We start from the raw sequence: 21,741 nt of genomic DNA on the forward strand, positions 1-21,741 counted from the left end.
GGTGTGGCTTTTGTTTAGGGGCTCAACCTGGGTTGCTTAGGGGCGACCGGCCGGGCAGGTGGCCACGTTGACGGCGGCAGTGCTGCCACCATGACGACCTGATGTGCTCACTTCGTTGCGTACCAGCGGCGGGTAGTTAACCGGCTCACGAGCAGGCAGGGCAGGGGCTTCGGCAGGGGTTGCCATCGGGGCGGATGCTTTGCGGGCACGAGCCAGCAGGCCAGCACCGTGAGCTACCTGTTTGGTTACGATCGGAGTCTCTTCCACCGCAACCGCAGCGACAGGAGCCGGGGCTTCGACAACAGCAACTGGCATTTCGACTGCAGCCGGTACAGCTTCCACGACAGGAGTGCTGACAGCTGGTGTTTCTTCAACAACCGGAGCCGTTTCAACCATGGTGGCGGTGACCACTTCGGCAGCCGGCGAAGCTACAACAGCAACTTCTGGCTCTGCTGCAACCACGATTTCTGCAACAGCTGCAACAACCGGGCTAGCGATCACATCGGCTTGAGTTGCTTCGACCTGGGCTGCAGCCTGCTCGGCCGCTTCTTCAGCAACGGCTTCGACAACCACATGCTCGGTCAGTGCCGCAGAGGCTTGCAGGGCAGCTGCGACGGCTTCAGCGCTCGGGATGGTAACAACAGGCACTACCGGCTCTTCAACCTGCGCTTTGGCAATATCTGCCTGGGCTGCGGTGGTCAGAGTGGTGGTATCTTGCTGTTCTTCTTCACGCTGGCTGCGGGCATCTTCGTTGATGCGCTTGCGGCGCTGACCTTCGATACGCTGGCTGCGCGGAGTGCGGCGTGAACGGCGCTGGCCTTCACTCTGCTCTTCCTGCTCGTTACCCACGGTGGCATCGATCACTTCAGCTTGCGCTGGTACTTCGTCAACCGGCAGGGCAGGGGTGTCAGCAGCGGCGACATCGACGCGGATCTGCTTGCGCAGTTGGCGACGTTCGCGGCGCTCGGCCACTTTCTGCTCTTTTTCCTGACGTGGCTGGGCGGCAGCTGTATCGACGGTATCTACTGCGTCAACAACGACTTCGGCACGCGGCTCACGGGGAGCACGAGGTTCACGGGCCGGACGTGGCGCACGTTCCTGGCGCGGTTCGCGAGGCTCGCGCTCCTGACGGGGTTCACGTTCCATGCGTTGTTCGCTGCGTACTTCGCCACGAGCTTCACGCTCCTGACGAGGCTCGCGCTCTTTACGTGGACGGCGATTGCGGTTTTCACCAGCTTCGCGGTTGCCACCTTCACGCTTCTCGCCAGCTTCCGCATTGTTGCGGTTACCACGATTGTCGTCACGACGAGGACGCTGACCACGGCCACGACCTTCTTCGCGCTGGTGACGCTGACCTTCATCCTTGCGTGCTTCACGAGCAGCAGGTTTCTCGGCGGTTGTTTTCACGTCGGCAGGGGCTGCATCGTTGCTGAACAGGCCGGTAATGCCTTTGATCAGCTTGCTGAAGAAGCCGACTTCGGCAGGGGCCGCAGCAACGGGAGCCGCCGGCTGTTGCGGTGCAACAGGGGCCGGTTGTGCCGGTTGGGCAAAGCCTTGCAGCAGCGGTTGCTCACGCTCGATCACCTGAGCTTGCTTCGGTTGGTAGACCGGCTTGGCAATCTCGGTTTTCAGCTCGTAGCTGGCCGCTTCCGGGATCTCGTTCTGACGAATGCGAGTCACTTCGTAGTGCGGGGTTTCCAGATGCTGGTTCGGAATGATGTAAACACGCACATCATTGCGCTGTTCCAGACTGGCGATGGCGGCACGCTTCTCGTTAAGCAGATAGGCGGCAACATCCACCGGCACTTGGCCGTGAACCTGCTCGGTGTTGTCCTTCATGGCCTCTTCTTCGATGAGACGCAGGATGGACAGGGCGAGGGATTCGTTGTCACGGATCACGCCCTGACCCTGGCAACGAGGGCAGATATGGCTGCTGGATTCGTTGAGGGAGGGGCGCAGACGCTGGCGAGACATCTCTAGCAGACCGAAACGGGAGATCCGACCCAGCTGGATGCGGGCACGATCCTGATGAACTGCTTCACGCAGACGGTTTTCCACTTCGCGCTGATGGCGAACCGGCGTCATGTCGATGAAGTCGATTACGATCAGGCCACCCAAGTCGCGCAGACGCAATTGACGGGCAATTTCGTCGGCGGCTTCCAGGTTGGTTTGCAACGCAGTCTCTTCGATATCGCCGCCCTTGGTGGCGCGGGAGGAGTTGATATCGATGGAGGTCAGTGCTTCGGTCGGATCGATAACGATGCTGCCGCCGGAGGGGAGGCGCACTTCACGCTGGAAGGCAGATTCGATCTGGCTCTCAATCTGGAAGTGGTTGAACAGGGCAACTTCACCCTTGTACAGCTTCACACGGTTGAGGAAATCCGGACGCACCAGCTCGATATGGGCCTTGGCGCGTTCGAAAATCACCGGATTGTCGATCAGGATCTCGCCCACATCGCGACGCAGATAGTCACGGATGGCACGCACGATGACGTTACTTTCCTGGTGGATCAGTACCGGCGCAGCGCGCTCCTGGGAGGCCTTGTGGATGGAGTCCCAGTGGTTGAGCAGGACGTTCAAATCCCACTCTAGCTCTTCTGGCGACTTGCCCACACCTGCGGTGCGCACGATCAGGCCCATGCCTTCCGGCACGGTCAATCCGCTCAGGGCTTCTTTCAGTTCAGTCCGCTCATCACCCTCGATGCGGCGGGAGATTCCACCGGCACGGGGGTTGTTGGGCATCAGTACCAGGTAGCTACCTGCCAGGCTGATAAAGGTGGTGAGGGCTGCACCCTTGGTGCCACGCTCTTCCTTGTCGATCTGGACGATAACTTCCTGACCTTCGCGAACCACTTCTTTGATGTTGGGACGACCCTGATAGGAGTAACCGGAGGGGAAGTAATTGCGGGCGATCTCCTTCAACGGCAGGAAACCGTGGCGCTCGGCGCCGTAGTCGACAAAAGCAGCTTCAAGGCTGGGTTCTACGCGGGTGATCTTACCCTTGTAAATGTTCGCTTTCTTCTGCTCGTGTCCCGGACTTTCAATATCCAAATCGTAGAGCTGTTGTCCGTCAACCAGCGCTACGCGCAACTCCTCTTCTTGAGTTGCGTTGATAAGCATTCTTTTCATTGAGTTCTCATTATTGTGTCATTTTGATTTCCTCCATCTGGGTCCTGCCAGCGCCGGCCTCGGGTCTTCAGCATACTGGGGCAACCTCCCGGTTGGGGTATGCATGAGGCGCAAACTAAGGGCGTTCTGGTCATCACTTCTCGAGAAGGAATGAATAAGGATGCCGAAATGGAGACAAATAAACGGTGATGTTTGTGTTCTCCATGCGTTGTACCTCGCACCCGGGAACCGTCATGTTCTTGTATACACGGTGTTTCGGGATTGGGTGGCATACTTTTTGGCCACTTAGTACAAGGCTTGAACACAATGACAAAACCTTGTTTATTATCCCATTTAAACCTCTTTTATAGCAAGGCGCCATTTTTCAACAAACCATGCAGCCAAGGGGCGCTGGCAGTGTTAAAATCCGCGCCATGACACAGATACAACAACAAGTGCAGCTGCTCACCATCGAAGCTGAGCATGACGGGCAGCGCATCGACAATTTTCTCAAGACTCAGCTAAAGGGCGTCCCCAAGAGCCTGATCTATCGCATCCTTCGTAAAGGCGAAGTGCGAGTAAACAAAAAGCGCATCAAACCGGAGTACAAACTCTGCGCAGGTGACGAGGTGAGGGTGCCCCCCGTGCGCGTTGCCGAGAAGAATGAGCTGCCTTCAGCTAACCTCGGGGTTATCCAGCGTCTGGAGAGCCAGATCCTGTTCGAAGACGATGCCATGATCGTGCTGAACAAGCCCTCCGGCATGGCAGTACACGGTGGCAGCGGCCTGAGCTTTGGCGTGATTGAAGGGCTGCGCGCCCTGCGGCCGGAAGCCCGCTTCCTCGAACTGGTTCATCGACTGGATCGCGACACCTCTGGTGTATTGCTGGTTGCCAAGAAACGCAGCGCCCTGCGCAGCCTGCATGAGCAGTTGCGGGTCAAAACGATGCGCAAACAGTATCTGGCGCTGGTGCGCGGCAAGTGGCAGGCTCACGTCAAGGTGGTTAATGCGCCGCTGCGCAAAAACGATCTGCAGTCAGGTGAACGTGTAGTGCGGGTTAGCGCCGATGGCAAGCCCTCCGAAACCCGGTTCCGCATCATGCGTCAATTTGCCGAAGCGACTCTGGTCGAGTGCAGCCCCATTACTGGTCGTACCCACCAGATCCGCGTGCACACCCTGCATGCCGGTCACCCGATCGCCTGTGACGATAAGTACGGTGAAGCGGCGTTTGACGAGAAAATGCGCAGCCAAGGTCTGAAACGGCTCTTTTTGCATGCTTGGAAGCTCAGCTTCACCCATCCGGCCGATGGTCGCGAAATGCAGGTAGAAGCACCGCTGGCACCTGAACTCGACAACTTCCTCAACGGCTTACCACGCTGATGCAGGATATCCGGCTCGCAATTTTCGATTGGGACGGTACCCTGATGGATTCGGTGGGCCGGATTGTGGCCTGTGTGCAGGGGGCCGCCAGAGATTGTGAGCTGGCGGTTCCTGCACCAACCCAGATCCGGCAGATCATCGGATTGAGCCTCGATGTCGCCATGTCCCGTCTGTTCCCCTTATGCAGTGACAGTGGCGCTACCAGAGATGAGCGCCAGATTGCTGCACTCATCGATCGCTATCGTCATCACTATCTGCACGACGCTACCCCCAGCCCGTTGTTTGCCGGGGCAGGGGAGTTGCTGCATGACTGGCAGTCACGAGGGCTGCAACTGGCCGTCGCTACCGGCAAATCGCGCCGTGGGCTGGATCGGGTATTGGATGAGACCGGGCTGCGCCCGTTGTTTATGACCAGTCGTGGGGCCGATGAGGCTCGATCCAAGCCTGATCCGCTGATGCTTGAGCAGATCCTGGACGAGTTGGAGCTTTCACCCCGCCAGGCCGTCATGATCGGTGACTCTGTTCACGATATGGCGATGGCCGAAGCAATCGCCATGCCGCGTATTGGCGTTACCTGGGGTGTAGATAGCCGCGATGCCCTCAGTCGTCACGGGCCTGTGGCGGTGGTGGATTCCATGGCGGCTCTTCGCGCGCTGTTATAGACGCCTCTATTTAAGAGACATCGATCTGATTGATAACAGAAGCCCGGTCTATTGACCGGGCTTTTTATATTCTCGTTCTAGCTTATATATTCGTCCGCGATCAGGGCAGGGCAATACCGTGGCGCTCCAGCAGTTCGATCAGGCCGATCAGTGGCAGACCGATCAATGCGTTAGGATCTCGCCCCTCCAGCCCCTTGAATAGCACGATACCCATCCCTTCACATTTGAAGCTGCCCGCACAATCTAGGGGCAATTCAGCCTCTACATAACGGCGAATGGCGGCTTCATCGAGGTTGCGAAAATGGACGGTGAAAGGTTCCACCAGTTGATGAGCCTCCCCAGTTGCGGCATTCACTACGCACAGGCCGGTGTAGAAGGTGACGCTGCGCCCCTGGGCCGCCATTAGCTGGGCGATGGCATTGTCGATGGAGCCAGGTTTGCCGAGGATGTGCCCATCACAGACACACACCTGATCAGAACCGATGATCAAGCCGTGATCACGTTGCCCGGCGATGGCATCAGCCTTGGCACGGGCCAGTCTGGCCACCAGCGCGTCGGCGGATTCACCAGCCAGTGGTTGCTCATCCACATCGGGGGCGGCACATTCAAAGGGGAGTCCGAGCTTCTCCAGCAGGGCTTTGCGATAGCGAGAAGTTGAGGCGAGGATCAGATTCTGTGGCATAATCGAGTTACCGATGAAAGCAAGTACCGGCATTCTAGGGACTTGTGACGTTAAAATCATCGGCGGTAAGGACTTTTTCCTTTGACTATCAGTTGTTGGACCTATATTATTCGCGCCCTATGCAAAAGGTGAAGTTGCCCGTTAAGGTTGATCCAGTCCGTAGTGCCTTGAAGCTGCTCGATTACATCGGGATAGTGGAAAAGTCGCAGATGCCCAGGCTGGAGGAATCAACCGCTGGCTTGCAGAGTGATATCGATGTATCACTGCACTTTGGCAAAGATGTCCAGAAGTTGACCGTTATGAAAGGCACTGCCCATGCCAAGGTTGACCTGGTTTGCCAACGTTGCGGAGAGACATTCGAACACCTCTGTGAAGCTGAATTTATCTACACTCCGCTGTTCGAAAGAACAAACGAGGAAGAACTGCCGGAAGCTTATGAGCCCATTGAGTTGGACGAAAACGGCGAGATAGATCTTCATCAAATCTTGGAGGATGAACTCATCCTCTCGTTGCCTCAAGTCGCAATGCATTCTCTGGATGCATGCCCGAGAGGAAACATGGAGATGACCTGGGGTGAAATCGAACCTGCTGATGAGCGGCCGAATCCCTTTGCAGTTCTTGAAGAGCTTAAACGTAAGTGAATTTAGGAGTTAGCCTACAATGGCCGTACAACAGAACCGTAAAACCCGTGCCAAGCGTGGCATGCGTCGTTCCCACGATGCGCTGACCACCGCTGCCCTGACTGTTGATCAGACCAGTGGCGAAATTCATCGTCGTCACCACGTGACTGCTGATGGTTTCTACCGCGGTAAAAAGGTAATCGCTTAAGGATTGCCTTTGTCTACGCAAACTGTCGCGCTAGACATCATGGGGGGAGATATTGGCCCCTCGGAAACAGTGCCTGCCGCCGTGCAGGCACTGTCTCTTTTACCCCAGCTAAAACTGATCCTGGTCGGCGACCAGCACCAGACCTCCTCTCTGCTACAGCAACATGGTTTGCTGAATCATCCCCGAGTCCGTTTCGTACATGCATCCCAGGTGGTTGGCATGGGCGATAAACCGATCGTGGCGCTGCGAACTCTGAAAGACTCCTCCATGCGGGTGGTACTCAATCTGGTGAAAGCCGGTGAGGCCGATGCTTGCGTCAGTGCCGGCAATACCGGTGCGCTGATGGCGATGGCCAAGTGCGTGCTCAAATCCTTGCCAGGGGTAGACAGACCCGCCCTCATCAAGGCGTTGCCGACATTGAGTGGCAAACGTACCGTGATGCTGGATCTCGGCGCCAACGTCAGTTGCGATGCGGATACCTTGCTGCAGTTTGCCGTGATGGGCTCTGTGGTGGCCGAAAAGGTAGAAGGCATTGCATCCCCCCGTGTTGCTTTGCTCAACATCGGCGAGGAGGAGATCAAGGGCAACGATCTGGTGCGCCACAGCGCCGAATTGTTGCGTCAGTGCCACGCGCTCAATTATGTCGGGTTCGTCGAAGGGGATCGCATCTTCAGCGGTGACAGCGATGTGATTGTCTGTGACGGTTTTGTCGGCAATGTCGCCCTCAAGACGGCAGAAGGGGTAGTGCGGATGATGGCCCAGCTGGCCGGATATCCCCGCAAGAAACGCACTTTTCTTGGTCGGATCGCCGGATTTATGTTCAAACGGCGTTTTTCTTACCTGAACCCCGACCAGTATAACGGGGCAAGTCTGTTAGGATTGCGCGGCATTGTGGTAAAAAGTCATGGGCGTGCCGAAAGGCGCGCTCTGTGTAATGCGATCCTGCTGGCCGCACAAGAGGCCAAACATCAACTTCCACTGCAAATAGCAGATCGCCTTGAAGCTGTCTTCTCTGACAGGGATCTATAAGAACTCTATGCATAGCAAAATTCTGGGTACTGGCAGCTACCTGCCGAGTTCAGTGCGTACCAACGCCGATCTCGAGCAGATGGTTGAGACCAGTGATGAGTGGATCGTGGAACGCACCGGTATCCGTGAGCGCCGTATTGCCGGTGCTGACGAGACCGTTGCCACCCTCTCTTACCAGGCCGCTCTGCGCGCCCTGGATGCAGCCGGTTTGACCGCTGTCGATCTCGATATGATAGTGCTGGCCACCACCAGTGCTGAAAATGCCTTCCCGGCTGCCGCCTGCGAGCTGCAGGGGCTGCTCGGCGTACCGGGCATTCCTGCCTTTGACGTGGCTGCTGCTTGCGCAGGCTTCACCTACGCACTCTCCATTGCCGATCAGTTCGTCAAATCCGGCGCCGCCCGCCATGTGCTGGTCGTCGGGGCCGATGTGCTCTCCCGCATGTGCGATCCGCAAGATCGCGGCACCATCATCCTGTTTGGTGATGGGGCAGGGGCTGTGATTGTCGGTGCCAGCGAGACGCCGGGCATCCTCTCTACCCATCTCCATGCCGATGGCCGTTATGGCGAGCTGCTCAAGCTGCCGCACCCTCGTCGCGGCATGCCGGGTGCCGAGCTCGAAGCCTACATGTACATGAAGGGCAACGATGTCTTCAAGGTCGCGGTCACCCGTCTGAGCGAGATCGTCACCGAAACGTTGGCCGCTGCTGGCATCGAGCCGAGCGAGCTGGATTGGCTGGTGCCACATCAGGCCAACTTCCGCATCATCAGCGCCACTGCCAAGAAGCTCGGTATGAGCCTCGATAAAGTGGTACTGACCCTCGACAAGCACGGCAATACCTCTGCCGCTTCCGTTCCGGTTGCCTTCGACGAAGGGGTACGAGATGGCCGGATCAAACCGGGTCAGCTGGTACTGCTGGAGGCCTTCGGCGGCGGTTTTGCCTGGGGCTCGGCGCTGGTTCGCCTCTGATCTTCGGCGGGATGGTGCACCTATCATCCCGTCACCGATTTCATTTTTGTCTTATCTAAAAGGAATCAATGATGACCCAATTTGCCATTGCCTTCCCGGGACAAGGTTCCCAGTCCGTTGGCATGCTGGCCGAGCTGGCCGAACAACATGCCGTGATCAAGGAGACCTTCGCCGAGGCGAGTCAGGTGCTGGGTTATGACCTGTTTGCCCTGGTGATGGATGGTCCGGTTGAAGATCTGAACAAAACCTGGCGCACCCAGCCTGCGCTGCTGACTGCCTCTGTCGCCCTGTGGCGCCTGTGGCAACAGCAGGGTGGGGCAACGCCTGCCATGATGGCGGGTCACAGCCTGGGTGAGTACTCTGCGCTGGTTTGCAGCGGCGCACTCGATTTTGCCGATGCGGTCAAACTGGTCGAGTTGCGTGGTCTGGCTATGCAGGAAGCGGTACCGGAAGGCACCGGCGCCATGGCGGCCATCATCGGTCTGGATAACGAATCCATCGCCGCCAACTGCGAAAAAGCGGCACAAGGGCAGGTGGTCTCTCCGGTCAACTTCAACTCCCCGGGCCAGGTGGTTATCGCCGGTCACAAAGAGGCCGTTGAGCGCGCCAACGTGCTGATGAAAGAGTCGGGCGCCAAGCGTGCGCTGCCGCTGCCGGTCTCCGTGCCGTCTCACTGCGCGCTGATGAAACCTGCCGCAGAAAAACTGGCAGCTGCGCTGGACGGGATCGAGATCAAGGTTCCAACCATCGCGGTCATCAATAATGTCGACGTATCCTGTGAACAGGATCCGGCCGCCATCAAGCAAGCGCTGGTACGTCAGCTGTTCAGCCCGGTTCGTTGGACCGAGACTGTCGAGCGGATGGCCAATGAGGGCGTTACCCTCGAGATCGAGATGGGACCGGGCAAAGTGTTGACCGGGCTCGCCAAGCGCATCGACAAGCGCGTGGAAGGTATTCACGCCAACGATGCCGCCTCTTTCGAGCAGGCGCTGGCCCAGATCAAGTAAACAGGAGCAAGTGATGAGCTTTACCGATAAGGTTGTGTTGGTGACCGGTGCCAGTCGTGGCATCGGCCGTGCGATTGCCGAAACATTCGTGGCCCGTGGCGCGAAAGTGGTCGGTACGGCGACCAGCGAGAGCGGTGCCGAGGCGATCAGCGCCTATCTGGGCGACAATGGTTGCGGCATGGCACTGAACGTGACCAGCCAAGAATCCATCGAAGCCGTCTTCGCCGCCATCAAGGCGCGCTTTGGCGACATCGACATCCTGATCAACAACGCGGGGATCACCCGTGACAACCTGTTAATGCGGATGAAAGATGACGAGTGGAACGAGATCATCGATACCAATCTGACCTCGCTTTACCGTCTGAGCAAACCGGTGTTGCGTGCCATGATGAAGAAACGTCACGGTCGCATCATCAGCATTGGCTCCGTGGTGGGAACCATGGGCAATGCCGGTCAGGTCAACTATGCTGCCGCCAAGGCCGGTCTGGTTGGTTTTACCAAATCGTTGGCGCGGGAAGTGGCATCCCGTGGTATCACAGTGAACGCGGTTGCCCCCGGTTTCATCGAAACCGACATGACCCGTGCCCTGAATGACGATCAACGTGCCGGCATCATGAGTCAGGTGCCTGCCGCCCGTTTGGGTGATCCAAAAGAAATTGCCGCAGCTGTGGTATTCTTGGCTTCTGATGAAGCAGCCTATATCACCGGCGAAACCCTGCATGTTAATGGCGGGATGTACATGGTGTAATCAATTTGTCGTAAGTTCTGTTCAAATTTGCGATAGTACGCCGAAGTTTGGCACATTTCGTGGTTTGACCAGCGGCAAGCTACTTGCAAACTCACGTCAATTGAATAAACTACCCCAACCAGACGCAAATAGCGTATTTTTAAAGGAAAATTCAGGTCATGAGCAACATCGAAGAACGCGTAAAGAAAATCATCATCGAACAACTGGGTGTTAAAGAGGAAGACGTTAAGAACGCTGCCTCCTTCGTCGACGACCTGGGCGCTGACTCTTTGGATACCGTTGAACTGGTAATGGCGCTGGAAGAAGAATTCGATACCGAAATTCCTGATGAAGAAGCCGAGAAGATCACCACTGTTCAAGCGGCTATCGACTACATCACCGCTAATCAGGAATAAGTTCCTGTTCTAAGAGAAGCGGCCCAAGGGCCGCTTCTTTTGTATTTGTTCCTTTTCAAAACACCTCTCGGAGACTACCTCAGTGTCAAAACGCAGAGTCGTGGTGACCGGCTTGGGGATGCTTTCCCCGGTGGGTAACACTGCCGAATCCAGCTGGCAAGCACTGCTCAACGGGCAGAGCGGCATTTTCCTTATCGAACACTTTGATGCCAGCGAGTTTGCAACCCGCTTCGCAGGTCTGGTGAAGGATTTTGATCCCGAGCAGTACGGTATCAACCGTAAAGACGCTCGCAAGATGGATCTCTTCATTCAATACGGCATCGCGGCCGGTATCCAGGCGCTGGATGATTCCGGCCTGACCATCAATGAAGAGAATGCCGAACGTGTCGGCGTGGCGATTGGCTCCGGTATCGGCGGTCTGGGTCTGATTGAACAGAACCACGAAAGCTTGGTCAATGGCGGCCCGCGCAAGATCAGTCCCTTCTTCGTTCCGTCCACCATCATCAATATGGTGTCCGGTCATCTTTCCATCATGAAAGGTCTGCAAGGGCCGAACATCGCCGTGACGACCGCCTGTACCACTGGTACCCATGCCATCGGTATGGCGGGTCGGATGATCGCTTACGGTGATGCCGACGTGATGGTCGCCGGCGGTGCCGAGAAAGCCTCCACCGCGATGGGGATGGGTGGCTTCGCTGCCGCCAAGGCACTCTCCAACCGCAACGACGAGCCGCAAAAAGCGAGCCGTCCGTGGGATAAAGATCGCGATGGTTTCGTGCTGGGTGACGGTGCCGGTGTACTGGTGCTGGAAGAGTACGAACACGCCAAGGCCCGTGGCGCCAAGATCTACGCCGAGCTGGTCGGTTTTGGCATGAGCGGTGACGCGTACCACATGACTGCGCCTCCTGCAGATGGCAACGGTGGTGCTCGCGCCATGAAAAATGCCATCAAGGATGCTGGCATTGCCCCCGAGCAGATTGGTTACATCAACGCGCACGGTACCTCCACCCCGTTGGGTGATGTGGCTGAACTGCGTGGCATGAAGTCGGTGTTTGGTGAGCACGCCAAATCCCTGATGGTGAGCTCCACCAAGTCCATGACCGGTCACCTGTTGGGCGCCGCCGGTGCCATCGAGGCGATCATCACTGTGTTGGCCCTGCGTGATCAGGTGGCTCCGCCCACTATCAACCTGGATAACCCGGATGATGAGTGCGATCTGGATCTGGTACCCCATGTGGCCAAACCTGGCAGCTTCGAGTACGCCCTTTCCAACTCATTTGGTTTTGGCGGCACCAATGGCTCACTGATCTTCAAACGCGTATAATTTGCCGCAGGGCAAAGACACAGGCCCGATACTGCCGGTATCGGGCCTTTTTTATCGGAGGGATCCCTTTGCTTATCAATGGCATGAAGCTTGATACCATCTCGGCCCATGATCGGGGGCTGGCCTATGGTGACGGTCATTTCACCACCATGGCGGTCAGGGAGGGTCGCGTGTTGCAGTGGCCTGCCCATCTGGCACGGTTGCAGCTGGCCAACAACCGGCTGGGATTGGTTGAACCGGACTGGGATCTCTTGACCCGGGAGGTTGAAGAGATTGTGGCCGACCAGCCACAATGCGTGGCCAAGGTGATCCTGACCCGCGGCGAGGGGGGGCGGGGCTATGACGGCAGCGGATGTCAGCACACAACCCGGATTGTCACTCTGGCACCATTTCCCACTCACTATGGCCAGTGGCAACAGGAGGGGATCGAGATAGTGGTGTGCCGCCAGAGGATCGGTGATGCGCCTATGCTGGCCGGGCTTAAAACCTTGAATCGTCTGGAGCAGGTATTGCTGAAAAGCGAACTTGTCAGCCGAAATGCAGTCGAAGGGATAGTGCTTAACAGTCGTGGTTTTCTGATTGAAGGGGTCAGTGCCAATCTGTTTTGGCGTCGGGGCAAGACGGTGTTTACACCCGATCTCGCCCGCGGTGGTGTCGATGGCATCATGCGCCGCCAGGTGATGGCGATGTTGAAACAGATGAGTATTGAGTTGCGTGTGGTAGAGGCTCCGCTGGAGTCACTATGGCAGGCGGAAGAGGTGTGGCTCACCAATACCCTGATGGGGGTCGTGCCGGTCAATGGCATCGAGGATATTCACTATCCCACAGCGGTATTGAGTCGCCGTTTACAGGAGCGTTTGGTCATTGAAGTTTAATCGGCTTTACACCCTGCTCGCGGGGGCGGCACTGACGGTAGCCGCTGCCGGGGGCTATGTACATTACAAATGGCAACAGGTAGAGACGCTCACCAACAAGGGGCCGACCCGGCTCTTTACGGTGGAGAAGGGCGCCCATGCGGCGCGCCTCATCGCCGAACTAGGTGAGGGGGAAACCAGCCCCTGGGCGGTGCGGCTCTGGCTGCGCAGCCATCCCGAACTGGTGGCCATCAAATCGGGCACCTATGAAATCAAGGAAGGGGCCCCTCTCAAGGAGACCCTCTCTCTGTTCGCATCGGGCAAGGAGTTTCACTTCAGCCTCACCTTCGTCGAAGGTTCCCGTTTCGAGGATTGGCAGAAGCAGCTCTCCAGCGCCCCATACCTTGAGCGATTGACCGTCGAGCAATCCGAAGCCGACTTGGCGCAGGAGCTCGGCATCGAGAATGGCAAGCTGGAGGGTTGGTTCCTGCCGGAAACCTATGCCTATACCACCCATGCCAGCGATCTCTCGATCTTGCGTCGCGCCCATCAGGATATGGAGACTTTCCTGCAGCAGAGCTGGGAGAAACGTCAGGCCAACCTGCCGTACAAAACGCCCTATGAGGCGCTGATCATGGCCTCCATCATCGAGAAGGAGACCGGCCAGCCGGACGAGCGGGCACAGATCGCCTCGGTGTTTGTCAATCGTCTGCGTCTGGGCATGAAGTTGCAAACCGATCCCACCGTCATTTACGGGGTGAAAGATCGCTACGATGGCAACATTCGCCGCAGCGATCTGACCGACAAGAATCCCTACAACACCTATGTGATCGACGGTTTGCCGCCCACGCCTATTGCCATGCCGGGCAAGGCCTCCATCGAAGCTGCGCTTAACCCCAAATCGACCGATTATCTCTACTTTGTCGCCAAGGGGGGCGGTGCTCACTATTTCTCCAAGACCCTCGATGAACACAATCGGGCGGTTCGCGAATACATATTGAAGAAACCCTAATGTCTAAATTTATTGTGATCGAAGGATTGGAAGGGGCAGGGAAGAGCTCGGCTGTGCGTTATGTGACCGACTATCTGCAGCGCCACGGCATCAACCGGATCGAGTGCACCCGCGAGCCGGGTGGTACGCCACTGGCCGAGCGGATGCGGGCCATCGTCAAAGAGGTGCACGACGAGCGCCTCACCATCGAGGCGGAATTGCTGCTGATGTATGCCTCCCGGGTACAACTGGTGGAGACCCGCATCAAACCCGCACTGGCCGACGGTGTCTGGGTGGTGGGGGATCGCCACGATCTCTCCTCCCAGGCCTATCAGGGTGGCGGCCGTGGTATCGATGCACAGCTTATCGGAGCCATCAAGCAGGCAGTGCTGGGCAACTTCAAGCCGGATCTCACCCTCTATCTCGATATCGATCCCGCCCTTGGCTTGCAGCGCGCGCGCCATCGTGGCGAGCTGGATCGCATCGAACTGGAGCAACTGAGCTTCTTCGAGCGCACCCGAACTCGTTATCTCGAACTGGCCGCCAAGGATGATTCCATTGTGGTGATCGATGCGGCGCAAACGCCGGAACAGGTCAAGGCTGCCATCGAGCTTGCATTGGATCACTATCTGTCAAACGAGCGCATATGTATCCCTGGCTGATCCCCGACTGGCATGCCCTGAGCCAGACTGCCCAGTCCGGTCGTCTCGGCCACGCCTGGTTGTTGCTCGGCGATCCCGGTCTTGGCAAGGAGCAACTGGCCGAGCGGCTGGCACGTTTACACCTTTGCCAGCAACCGGATCGTGGAGAGCCGTGCGGTCAGTGCCACTCCTGCCAGCTGTTTGACAAGGGCAACCACCCGGATCTCGGCACCATAACGCGCGACAGCAAGACCATCGGGGTCGAGGCCATTCGCGAGATCTGCACCCGGCTGCAGGGCTCTGCCCAGCTCGGCCGTGGCAAGGTGGTGATCATTCCTGATGCGGAGCGGATGACCGAATCGGCGGCAAATGCCCTGCTGAAAACCCTGGAAGAGCCGGCCGGCGACAGCTTGCTGTTGCTGATTGCCTCCCAGGTTTCCCGGTTGCTTCCCACCATTCTCAGTCGCTGTCACAAACATGTCTGTCAATTGCCTGCGGAAGGGGAAACAGTACGCTGGTTGGCCGAGCAGGGTCATCAGGCCACTCTGGCTCAGGTGCGGATCTGTCAGGGGGCCCCGCTGCGGGTACTCGACTATATCGAGCAGCAACAGGACGGGACTCGCCGCGAACTGCTGGAACAGTTTGTCGCCCTGAGTCAAAGTCCGGTCAAGGCGACGGCATTGTGCAGCCAGCTTGGTCAGGAGACGCAGGTCAGGTTGCACTGGTTGCAGCTCTTCTTGTGTGATGCCCTGAAAACCCAGGCTGGATGCGGTCACCATCAGCTGGCGATGCCGGACTTGGCAATCTTGAGCCAGCGGTTGGCGGAGCAGCACTCCAGCGAAAAACTGCTGGAGGCAGAACAAGATCTGGTAGCCCTGAAAGCGGCATGCCAGCCGGGCCAGCTCTCCAATCCCACCATCCATCTGATGAACTGGCTCAGTCGCTGGTTATAAGTACCGACAAGCAGAAAGGTTTTATATGTTACTCGTTGATTCCCACTGTCATCTTGATCGCCTCAGCTATGGCAGCAAGCAGACCAGCATGGCTGATGTACTGGCAAAGGCCGCGAAACTGGACGTGGGATATTTTCTCTGTGTCAGTGTGACTCAGGCACAGTTCCCGACCATGCTTGAGGCGATCGCCCCCTATCCCCAGGTATTTGCCTCTTGCGGGGTACACCCGCTCAATCAGGAACCCGGTGTCGATGCCGAGTTGCTGCTCAAGCAAGCTGCCGATCCACGTGTGGTGGCCATCGGTGAGACCGGTCTCGATTACTTTTACTCGCCCGAGAACAAGGACGTTCAGCAAGCCTCTTTCCGCGAACATATCCGGGTTGCTCGCGCGCTGAACAAGCCGCTGATCATCCATACCCGCGATGCTCAACAAGATACCTTGCAGATCATGCGTGAAGAGGGCGCGGATCAGGTTGGCGGTGTGCTGCACTGTTTCACCGAGTCTCTCGAGATGGCGCAAGCCGCAATGGCGATGGGGTTCTATATCTCAATCTCCGGGATCGCCACCTTCAAAAATGCGTCTGCCCTGCAAGAGGTGGTCAAGGCTCTGCCCCTCGACAGATTGCTGGTCGAGACCGACTCGCCCTATCTTGCCCCCGTGCCGCATCGGGGGAGGGAGAACGAGCCCGCCTTTGTGCGAGACGTTGCGCAGTTTATTGCTGACCTACGTCATATTCCGCTTAACGAATTGGCAGAAGCCACTAGCCGGAATTTCTTTGAACTATTCAAACTGGCGAAAAAATAACACAGAAGCCCCGTTGCTCGGGGCTTTTTATATTTCAAATACCAAGCTGATTACCCACCTGAATATCAACACCGAGCTGTGTTATCTCTCACTTTTCCTGCCAATTTTACTTTTTCGTTTCTGCCAAACTGGGTTGAATGATATTCCTATGTTTCCTTTATTCAGCGTGGTTAAAGGGCATTAAAACAAGATGTTCTAAGTATCGATAATATTCATTATCGATACTTGATGTATGTGGAGGATCCTGTAAGATCCTCTCAAAATTCATATGAATCATAGAGTTCCGTGGCATATCCATCCTTGTCGTATCCAGCTCATCAGTCACTGCAGACTGTTTTCGATGCACAGCTTAATAGTCGGGCACGCCGCTTTTTGCGCAGTGCAAAAGCTGATTCCACCCTCAATGCCTATCAGGCGGATACCCGTATTTTTGTCTTCTGGTGCCAATTGCACGGGCTGGATCCGCTACAAACCACTCATCACGACATCATGAACTTTCTCGCTGATCAGGCCGATGGCGTATTGGCCGACTGGGTATGGCTGGATAAAGAGGAGGGGAAGGGAGAGCTGCGTAATGGCGAGCCTCGAAAACCGGCAACCCTGGTGAGACGGCTTGCCGGGATCCGTTATGCCTTCAAGCAGAAAGGCATTCATCCCATGCCCACCGAACATCCCGAAATCAAGGAGATGATGCGCGGCATTGTCAGGTTGGGGGATAACCGTAAACACAAAACCGGCGCCCTGACGCTGCAACCATTGACCCAGGTGCTGGATGGCATCGACACCGGTGATCTGGCTGGTTTGCGTGATCACACCCTGCTGCTCTTGATGTTCAGTGGCGCCTTGCGCCGCTCGGAAGCAGCCCGAATTGAGGTGAGCGATCTCGATTTTGTGGGGCAGGGGATCCGCCTTCGCCTCAAACCGAGCAAACATCAGCTGCATGAAACCGAGATCGCCCTGATCCCGGGCAAGCATTACTGTCCCGTCTCGGCACTACAAAAGTGGCTACACAAAAGCCGGATCAGCGAGGGGCCACTATTTCGGCGCATGAATCGTTGGGGGCAACTGATGGCCGAACCGCTCGGCCCCCAGGGCATCAATCTGATGATCAAGCGCCGAACCGGCCAAACCATTGACGATCTCTACGTCAGTGGCCACAGCCTGCGTCGCGGGTTCATCACCTCGGCGGTGACTGCCGGAAAGCCGATGAACAAGATCATTGAAGTCACTCGCCACAAGGATATGCGAACCCTGCAGGAGTACTTCGATGACGCCCACAAATTCTCCGATCATGCCCTTGATGGCTTGCTTTGACATGTCAAAAACTATTTGAAATGTCGTGAATTCCGTCAAATAGAAATGTCATAGAATAGAGGAAGTGCTGAGTAAAGAGTCACGACAACAGAAGTATAATGAAGGGCCACAGGAGTCTCACAATTTTGATCGCGCGCGCGGAAATTTTACAATGCAAACCAACACTACTTGCTGTGCTAACATTTATACATTAAATTCATTTGGAACTGAGCGAGAGCAAATATGCACGAATTCATAAAGCTGATAAAATCACGTTCAGATGAACATGGCATAGCATTTTCTCGTATACATGACCTTCCTGGCTCTATGATGTCGATTCTTAGGCAGGAACTTGATTCTTTAATTAGGGTTCTTTATCTGTTATCTATATCAGATCTAGAAGAAAGAAATAGACTCATGGAACGCACCGTTAGCGGTAAGCAATGGAAAGTTTCGACACCAAAAGGGAAGCTGAGCAAAGTTACTGATGCTCAGATGGTCGAAATATCAGATAAATTTGGTGGTTGGGCTAGCTCTGTCTATCGATTTGGCTGTGCCTTTATTCATCTTTCGAACTTTCATGGCTATAATGCATCAAATCCACTTACGACTCTTACCACAGAGGAAAGACATAAAATCCTTGACCATATGCGTCGTTATCACCACGGCCCTGAATCGGATAATCCAAATTTTCAAGAGCTAGCGAGTTATTTTCCTAGGGTATTTGAGAAGATCAAAGACAATTTGGAATGCTACCTAGAGCTCTTGGCTGAAGGAGCCCCGAGTGAGAATGTTTTTTGAGTGTAGGAAAATATGAAAGAAGAGTTTACCCCATTCGAGCCCGCTGATTACTTGATCAGCGAAGCTGAAAGAACAGCCTATCTCAACGCCGCTATTGAGGAAGAAGACCCCTATTTACTCACTATCGTCCTCAGTGATATAGAAGAGGCCAGAGGCAGAGATGAACCAACGTAAGTGATGAGTGATACTTACGTCGCTGCTCTTACAAAGGGCTATCGCTCTCATTTTTGTAATAGGTCTGGACTGCGGCTTCGACGTTATTAACATATCGCTGAATCTCATCAACGGCATACATCAAAAACCGTTCATTCATGAGTACATAGTTGAAGTAATTAACTGATATACCTGCATTTTCCGCCTCAGCCCTGCGTATCGCTCGTAGTAACCTTTTCTGACGATCATTTTGCTTACTTTTTGTAGTAGATATACTTTTATAATCATAAGCAACACCATCACTGTGTGCCATTACATTTCTAATAACTGTAAGATGATCTACATCTGCAATATTTTCACCACCAATAACTTCCTTTAAAATAAAGTGAGTCTTCTCAATCACCCCACCTTTCATTTTTCCTGTATATCCAGATAGTTTTTTCATAAGCTCTAAGCATTTCCCCATACGGTCTTCAAAAAGGCCAAATATAGTAAGAAATGCTGAGCGTCGAGTGAGCTGGGTGATTAAATGTATGTATTCTGATTTGACTTCATCATAGTCATGACCAATACATGAACCACATGTGTAATACGTCTGCATAAATTCGTAATTTATACCATACTCATTCGTGACTTCATCCGAATATCTCCCTTCCATGACAGCACCAGGCAACTCAGCCTCTTTAATAGCCAGTTCCACATTCCTTTCGGCCTGCTCAGCAAGCATTTTCATGATTGCAACTGACGAGGTGGTTTCCCAAAGATGGATAAAAATAGGAAATGTAAGCCTTGCCATGTCTGCATCCTTTATAAAACCATCCCAATAACGGGGTACATAATACTCTATTTTTGAGTCCGCTGTTGCCACAGACAAACAGCTGCCGCGACGGCTGGCGAAGGGGGGTCATTCCGTGGGCCGGTGATCTGTGGCCTTCCTCGTTTCCGTTTTATCAGTTTTGGAATAGCTTCATCATTCGCAATGTCTGCCAGCTCTGGCCTATCTGATTGCGCCTCCATCCGTTCACCGCTGACTTCCATCAGCGCCTTGTAATACTGCTCTTCTCCTAGCCTATTGGGTTTTACCTTATCAGGATGTGGCCCACGCCTCCGGTTCGTGGTCGGGCTGGCTGGCAAGCTGCGTGAGCGCACATCATCGCGCATGGTTTGCACTTCCTGCGCCATTTGCAGAACATGGCCAAGCCGCTTGTTATCGACAATGGCCCCCTGATTCACGGGCGCGAGGTGATCATTGATGTAGTATTCCAGGAGCTCACCCTCTGGCCCACGTAACTCAACCCGATCATCGCAATAGTGGTACACCATGATTTCTCGACCGATCAGGCGGCGCTGGGCGGGGGTATCGAGCAGCAGGTATTGCACCTTGTCATACTGGGTCGTAAGCCGCTTGGATACCTGTCTCGGCTCCTTCCAGATCAGCGTGTGCTCCAGATCGTCCTGTGGGCCTAAAGGCCGGTGCACATCCAACTCATGTAAAGGGGCCTTACCGAAACGCTGGTTGTAATCAACGATGAAGCGCGGTAGCCATGCGTTGGCATCGTCAATCGAGCTGATCCCCGCCAATCTCAACTCCTTGACCAACCTGTCCTGCAAGGTCAAGTGTGCTCGCTCTACGCGGCCCTTGGCCGCACTGCTGTGTGCACAGAAGCCATCGATGTTGAGATCGTTCAGAGCGCGGGCAAACTGTGTTTGTCCCTCTCCTCGTACCGATTTGTGATTGACCCTGAACACGCTGGCTTTGTCGCTGTAAAATGCCAGCGGCCTGCCGTGAGCTACCAGGTGATCGCGCAGTGTACCAAAGTAGGCGAAGGTAGACTCGGAATGTACAAAACGCAGAGCGGTGATCTGGCTGGTCGCATCGTCCACAAACACGATGGCGGTACAGGCTGGGGCCCGCTCTTCAAACCAGCGATGATCACAGCCGTCAATTTGGATAAGCTCACCAAAGCAGGCTCGCCGATAGCGAAGTTGTTGGATCCTTGGGGGACGCTGCCGACGCGGCACCCACAACCCCAGATCGATCATCATCTGGCGAACCGTGCCGATGGCCAGATGGATGCCATGTAGCTCAGCCAACTTCTCAGCGGCTAATGTTGGCCCAAAATCAGGGTAATGCTGTAAAATGAGCCGTCCGGCACGCTCCTTCACACCAATGGGCAGCTGATGATTACTGGGCTTGCCAATATGTTGTGAACGCAGCCCCGGTGGCCCGGATAACTTATACCGATCGACTAATCGGTAAATTTGGCGAACGGATAAGTCCAGCCGCTGGGCCCCGATGCTTGCTGTTAGATGGCCATCCACGATTGCTTGGATAGTCTTGAGCCGGTCGATCTCTCTCATGCTAAACCAGATCTCGTTGCGTCTCATCAGGGATGCCCTTGGCATGGTCGGTAACTAACCAGCTTAGCAACCCAGAGTGACAATTCAATTTGCCTGAAACATGACATTACTACTTAACGCTTACATGGTCACTGCGCATATTCATTTTTTATGTTAAATGATATCTTGTTGATCTGATGATATATTTGCCGTGCAGCCTGCAGCCCAAAGGGGAAGGGCCATCTTCCTATGGGTAATGGCATGTGATGAGAGATAACAAATCCGGAAATGGAATATCGCAAGGACATATGAGCCAAGAAATGACAGGGCGTGAAGTGCAAGAGGCGGGGCCCCAAAACAATGCCGAGCGGCAGCGCCAACATGTAAAACGCAAGCAGGAGACCCATACCCGGCTGCAATGCTGGATCAGCAATCGCCACGCAGAGCGATTGGCCGCTCTGGGTATCCATCTCGAAGACAGTCAGGCATCACTCATCGAGCAGGCGATCGATCTGCTCTACCAACATGAGCTGGGTAGAGAACCTCCGTTTGAAAACAGAGTCGCCACACAGGTCGAAGAGACCGTTGAATAGATACAAGAGTGAAGTAACAGCGATACGTGAAGAGATAAAAAAAGCCAGGTACGAATTCCTTGTACCTGGCATAGGGGAATTGGCTCCTTGCAGAGCCGTGCGCTAACTGGTGTTCGGATTGCCTTAAGCTTAGACAAGGCTCAAGGCTTTTCAAGATCCGAAGAAAAGTTCAACCAGAGTGTGGGTAT

At 55.3% G+C, this 21,741-nt stretch carries 22 protein-coding genes and 1 pseudogene; 19 read left to right on the plus strand and 4 right to left on the minus strand.

All coding sequences use genetic code 11. The features are described from left to right. Positions 1–36: 36 nt before the first annotated feature. Positions 37–3,129, minus strand: coding sequence for a ribonuclease E (rne, locus tag ACTG27_RS05770; RefSeq protein WP_439979278.1), 3,093 nt, complete (start codon positions 3,127–3,129; stop codon positions 37–39). A gap of 413 nt (positions 3,130–3,542) precedes the next feature. Between rne and rluC the strand changes: the two genes are divergently transcribed. Together rluC and ACTG27_RS05780 are read left to right on the plus strand one after the other, a co-directional pair. Then, the gene (rluC, locus tag ACTG27_RS05775; RefSeq protein ID WP_439979279.1) at positions 3,543–4,487 is read left to right on the plus strand and encodes a 23S rRNA pseudouridine(955/2504/2580) synthase RluC; all 945 of its coding nucleotides are present in this window, start codon (positions 3,543–3,545) and stop codon (positions 4,485–4,487) included. Further along, positions 4,487–5,149 carry an HAD family hydrolase gene (locus ACTG27_RS05780; RefSeq protein WP_439979280.1) on the plus strand — a complete coding sequence of 221 codons (663 nt, stop codon included), beginning with the start codon at positions 4,487–4,489 and terminating at the stop codon, positions 5,147–5,149. Before rluC ends, ACTG27_RS05780 begins: the two co-directional genes overlap by 1 nt. A 100-nt stretch (positions 5,150–5,249) precedes the next feature. Here ACTG27_RS05780 and ACTG27_RS05785 read toward each other — a convergent pair whose 3' ends face one another. After that, complete coding sequence (locus tag ACTG27_RS05785) at positions 5,250–5,831, minus strand: Maf family protein (protein ID WP_255912219.1); 582 nt, start codon at positions 5,829–5,831, stop codon at positions 5,250–5,252. Between the two features lie 119 nt (positions 5,832–5,950). Between ACTG27_RS05785 and yceD the strand changes: the two genes are divergently transcribed. The 16 genes from yceD to ACTG27_RS05865 all read left to right on the plus strand — a co-directional run bounded on the left by yceD (position 5,951) and on the right by ACTG27_RS05865 (position 18,641). Next, positions 5,951–6,472 (plus strand): 23S rRNA accumulation protein YceD, encoded by a 522-nt coding sequence (gene yceD / locus ACTG27_RS05790; RefSeq protein ID WP_013723766.1) that lies wholly within the window; start codon positions 5,951–5,953, stop codon positions 6,470–6,472. Positions 6,473–6,491: 19 nt separating this feature from the next. Then, positions 6,492–6,659 (plus strand): 50S ribosomal protein L32, encoded by a 168-nt coding sequence (rpmF, locus tag ACTG27_RS05795; protein WP_005300935.1) that lies wholly within the window; start codon positions 6,492–6,494, stop codon positions 6,657–6,659. Between the two features lie 9 nt (positions 6,660–6,668). Then, positions 6,669–7,688 (plus strand): phosphate acyltransferase PlsX, encoded by a 1,020-nt coding sequence (gene plsX, locus ACTG27_RS05800; RefSeq protein ID WP_005351844.1) that lies wholly within the window; start codon positions 6,669–6,671, stop codon positions 7,686–7,688. A gap of 7 nt (positions 7,689–7,695) precedes the next feature. Beyond that, complete coding sequence (locus tag ACTG27_RS05805) at positions 7,696–8,655, plus strand: beta-ketoacyl-ACP synthase III (RefSeq protein WP_203117018.1); 960 nt, start codon at positions 7,696–7,698, stop codon at positions 8,653–8,655. A 71-nt stretch (positions 8,656–8,726) separates the two neighbouring features. Next, the gene (fabD, locus tag ACTG27_RS05810) at positions 8,727–9,662 is read left to right on the plus strand and encodes an ACP S-malonyltransferase (RefSeq protein ID WP_005333161.1); all 936 of its coding nucleotides are present in this window, start codon (positions 8,727–8,729) and stop codon (positions 9,660–9,662) included. Positions 9,663–9,675: 13 nt separating this feature from the next. Beyond that, complete coding sequence (gene fabG / locus ACTG27_RS05815) at positions 9,676–10,410, plus strand: 3-oxoacyl-ACP reductase FabG (RefSeq protein WP_005351850.1); 735 nt, start codon at positions 9,676–9,678, stop codon at positions 10,408–10,410. Between the two features lie 158 nt (positions 10,411–10,568). Then, positions 10,569–10,805, plus strand: a complete 237-nt coding sequence (acpP, locus tag ACTG27_RS05820) for an acyl carrier protein (RefSeq protein ID WP_005300909.1) — start codon at positions 10,569–10,571, stop codon at positions 10,803–10,805. 82 nt (positions 10,806–10,887) lie between these two features. Beyond that, positions 10,888–12,129, plus strand: a complete 1,242-nt coding sequence (gene fabF / locus ACTG27_RS05825; RefSeq protein ID WP_439979281.1) for a beta-ketoacyl-ACP synthase II — start codon at positions 10,888–10,890, stop codon at positions 12,127–12,129. A 68-nt stretch (positions 12,130–12,197) separates the two neighbouring features. Continuing rightward, positions 12,198–13,004: an aminodeoxychorismate lyase gene (gene pabC / locus ACTG27_RS05830; protein WP_439979282.1), complete on the plus strand. Its 807-nt coding sequence runs from the start codon at positions 12,198–12,200 to the stop codon at positions 13,002–13,004. After that, positions 12,994–13,995, plus strand: a complete 1,002-nt coding sequence (mltG, locus tag ACTG27_RS05835) for an endolytic transglycosylase MltG (protein WP_005333156.1) — start codon at positions 12,994–12,996, stop codon at positions 13,993–13,995. The genes pabC and mltG overlap by 11 nt, the downstream gene beginning before the upstream one ends. Continuing rightward, positions 13,995–14,636 (plus strand): dTMP kinase, encoded by a 642-nt coding sequence (gene tmk / locus ACTG27_RS05840; protein WP_439979283.1) that lies wholly within the window; start codon positions 13,995–13,997, stop codon positions 14,634–14,636. Before mltG ends, tmk begins: the two co-directional genes overlap by 1 nt. Next, entirely contained in the window at positions 14,621–15,568 is a 948-nt protein-coding gene (gene holB / locus ACTG27_RS05845) for a DNA polymerase III subunit delta' (RefSeq protein WP_069526838.1), read from the plus strand. Before tmk ends, holB begins: the two co-directional genes overlap by 16 nt. 25 nt (positions 15,569–15,593) lie before the next feature. Beyond that, positions 15,594–16,373: a TatD family hydrolase gene (locus tag ACTG27_RS05850; RefSeq protein ID WP_279504705.1), complete on the plus strand. Its 780-nt coding sequence runs from the start codon at positions 15,594–15,596 to the stop codon at positions 16,371–16,373. A 372-nt stretch (positions 16,374–16,745) separates the two neighbouring features. Beyond that, a complete protein-coding gene (locus tag ACTG27_RS05855; RefSeq protein WP_425856708.1) occupies positions 16,746–17,687 on the plus strand; it encodes a site-specific integrase in 942 nt (313 codons plus the stop codon). Between the two features lie 222 nt (positions 17,688–17,909). After that, positions 17,910–18,467 carry a hypothetical protein gene (locus ACTG27_RS05860; RefSeq protein WP_439979284.1) on the plus strand — a complete coding sequence of 186 codons (558 nt, stop codon included), beginning with the start codon at positions 17,910–17,912 and terminating at the stop codon, positions 18,465–18,467. A 12-nt stretch (positions 18,468–18,479) separates the two neighbouring features. Then, positions 18,480–18,641 (plus strand): helix-turn-helix domain-containing transcriptional regulator, encoded by a 162-nt coding sequence (locus ACTG27_RS05865; protein ID WP_212513169.1) that lies wholly within the window; start codon positions 18,480–18,482, stop codon positions 18,639–18,641. Positions 18,642–18,669: 28 nt separating this feature from the next. On the opposite strand, the gene ACTG27_RS05870 is transcribed toward ACTG27_RS05865, so the two are convergent. Continuing rightward, positions 18,670–19,416 (minus strand): hypothetical protein, encoded by a 747-nt coding sequence (locus ACTG27_RS05870; RefSeq protein ID WP_439979285.1) that lies wholly within the window; start codon positions 19,414–19,416, stop codon positions 18,670–18,672. A gap of 194 nt (positions 19,417–19,610) precedes the next feature. Further along, positions 19,611–21,008: pseudogene (locus ACTG27_RS05875) on the minus strand (ISNCY family transposase); the annotation flags it as partial. A 272-nt stretch (positions 21,009–21,280) separates the two neighbouring features. On the opposite strand from ACTG27_RS05875, the gene ACTG27_RS05880 reads away from it, so the two are divergent. Beyond that, positions 21,281–21,553: a RepB family protein gene (locus ACTG27_RS05880; RefSeq protein WP_180343660.1), complete on the plus strand. Its 273-nt coding sequence runs from the start codon at positions 21,281–21,283 to the stop codon at positions 21,551–21,553. The last annotated feature ends 188 nt before the right edge of the window (positions 21,554–21,741 follow it).

It is taken from the genome of Aeromonas sp. 97A (genome assembly GCF_051919185.1).
In the GTDB taxonomy this organism is placed as follows: domain Bacteria; phylum Pseudomonadota; class Gammaproteobacteria; order Enterobacterales; family Aeromonadaceae; genus Aeromonas; species Aeromonas veronii.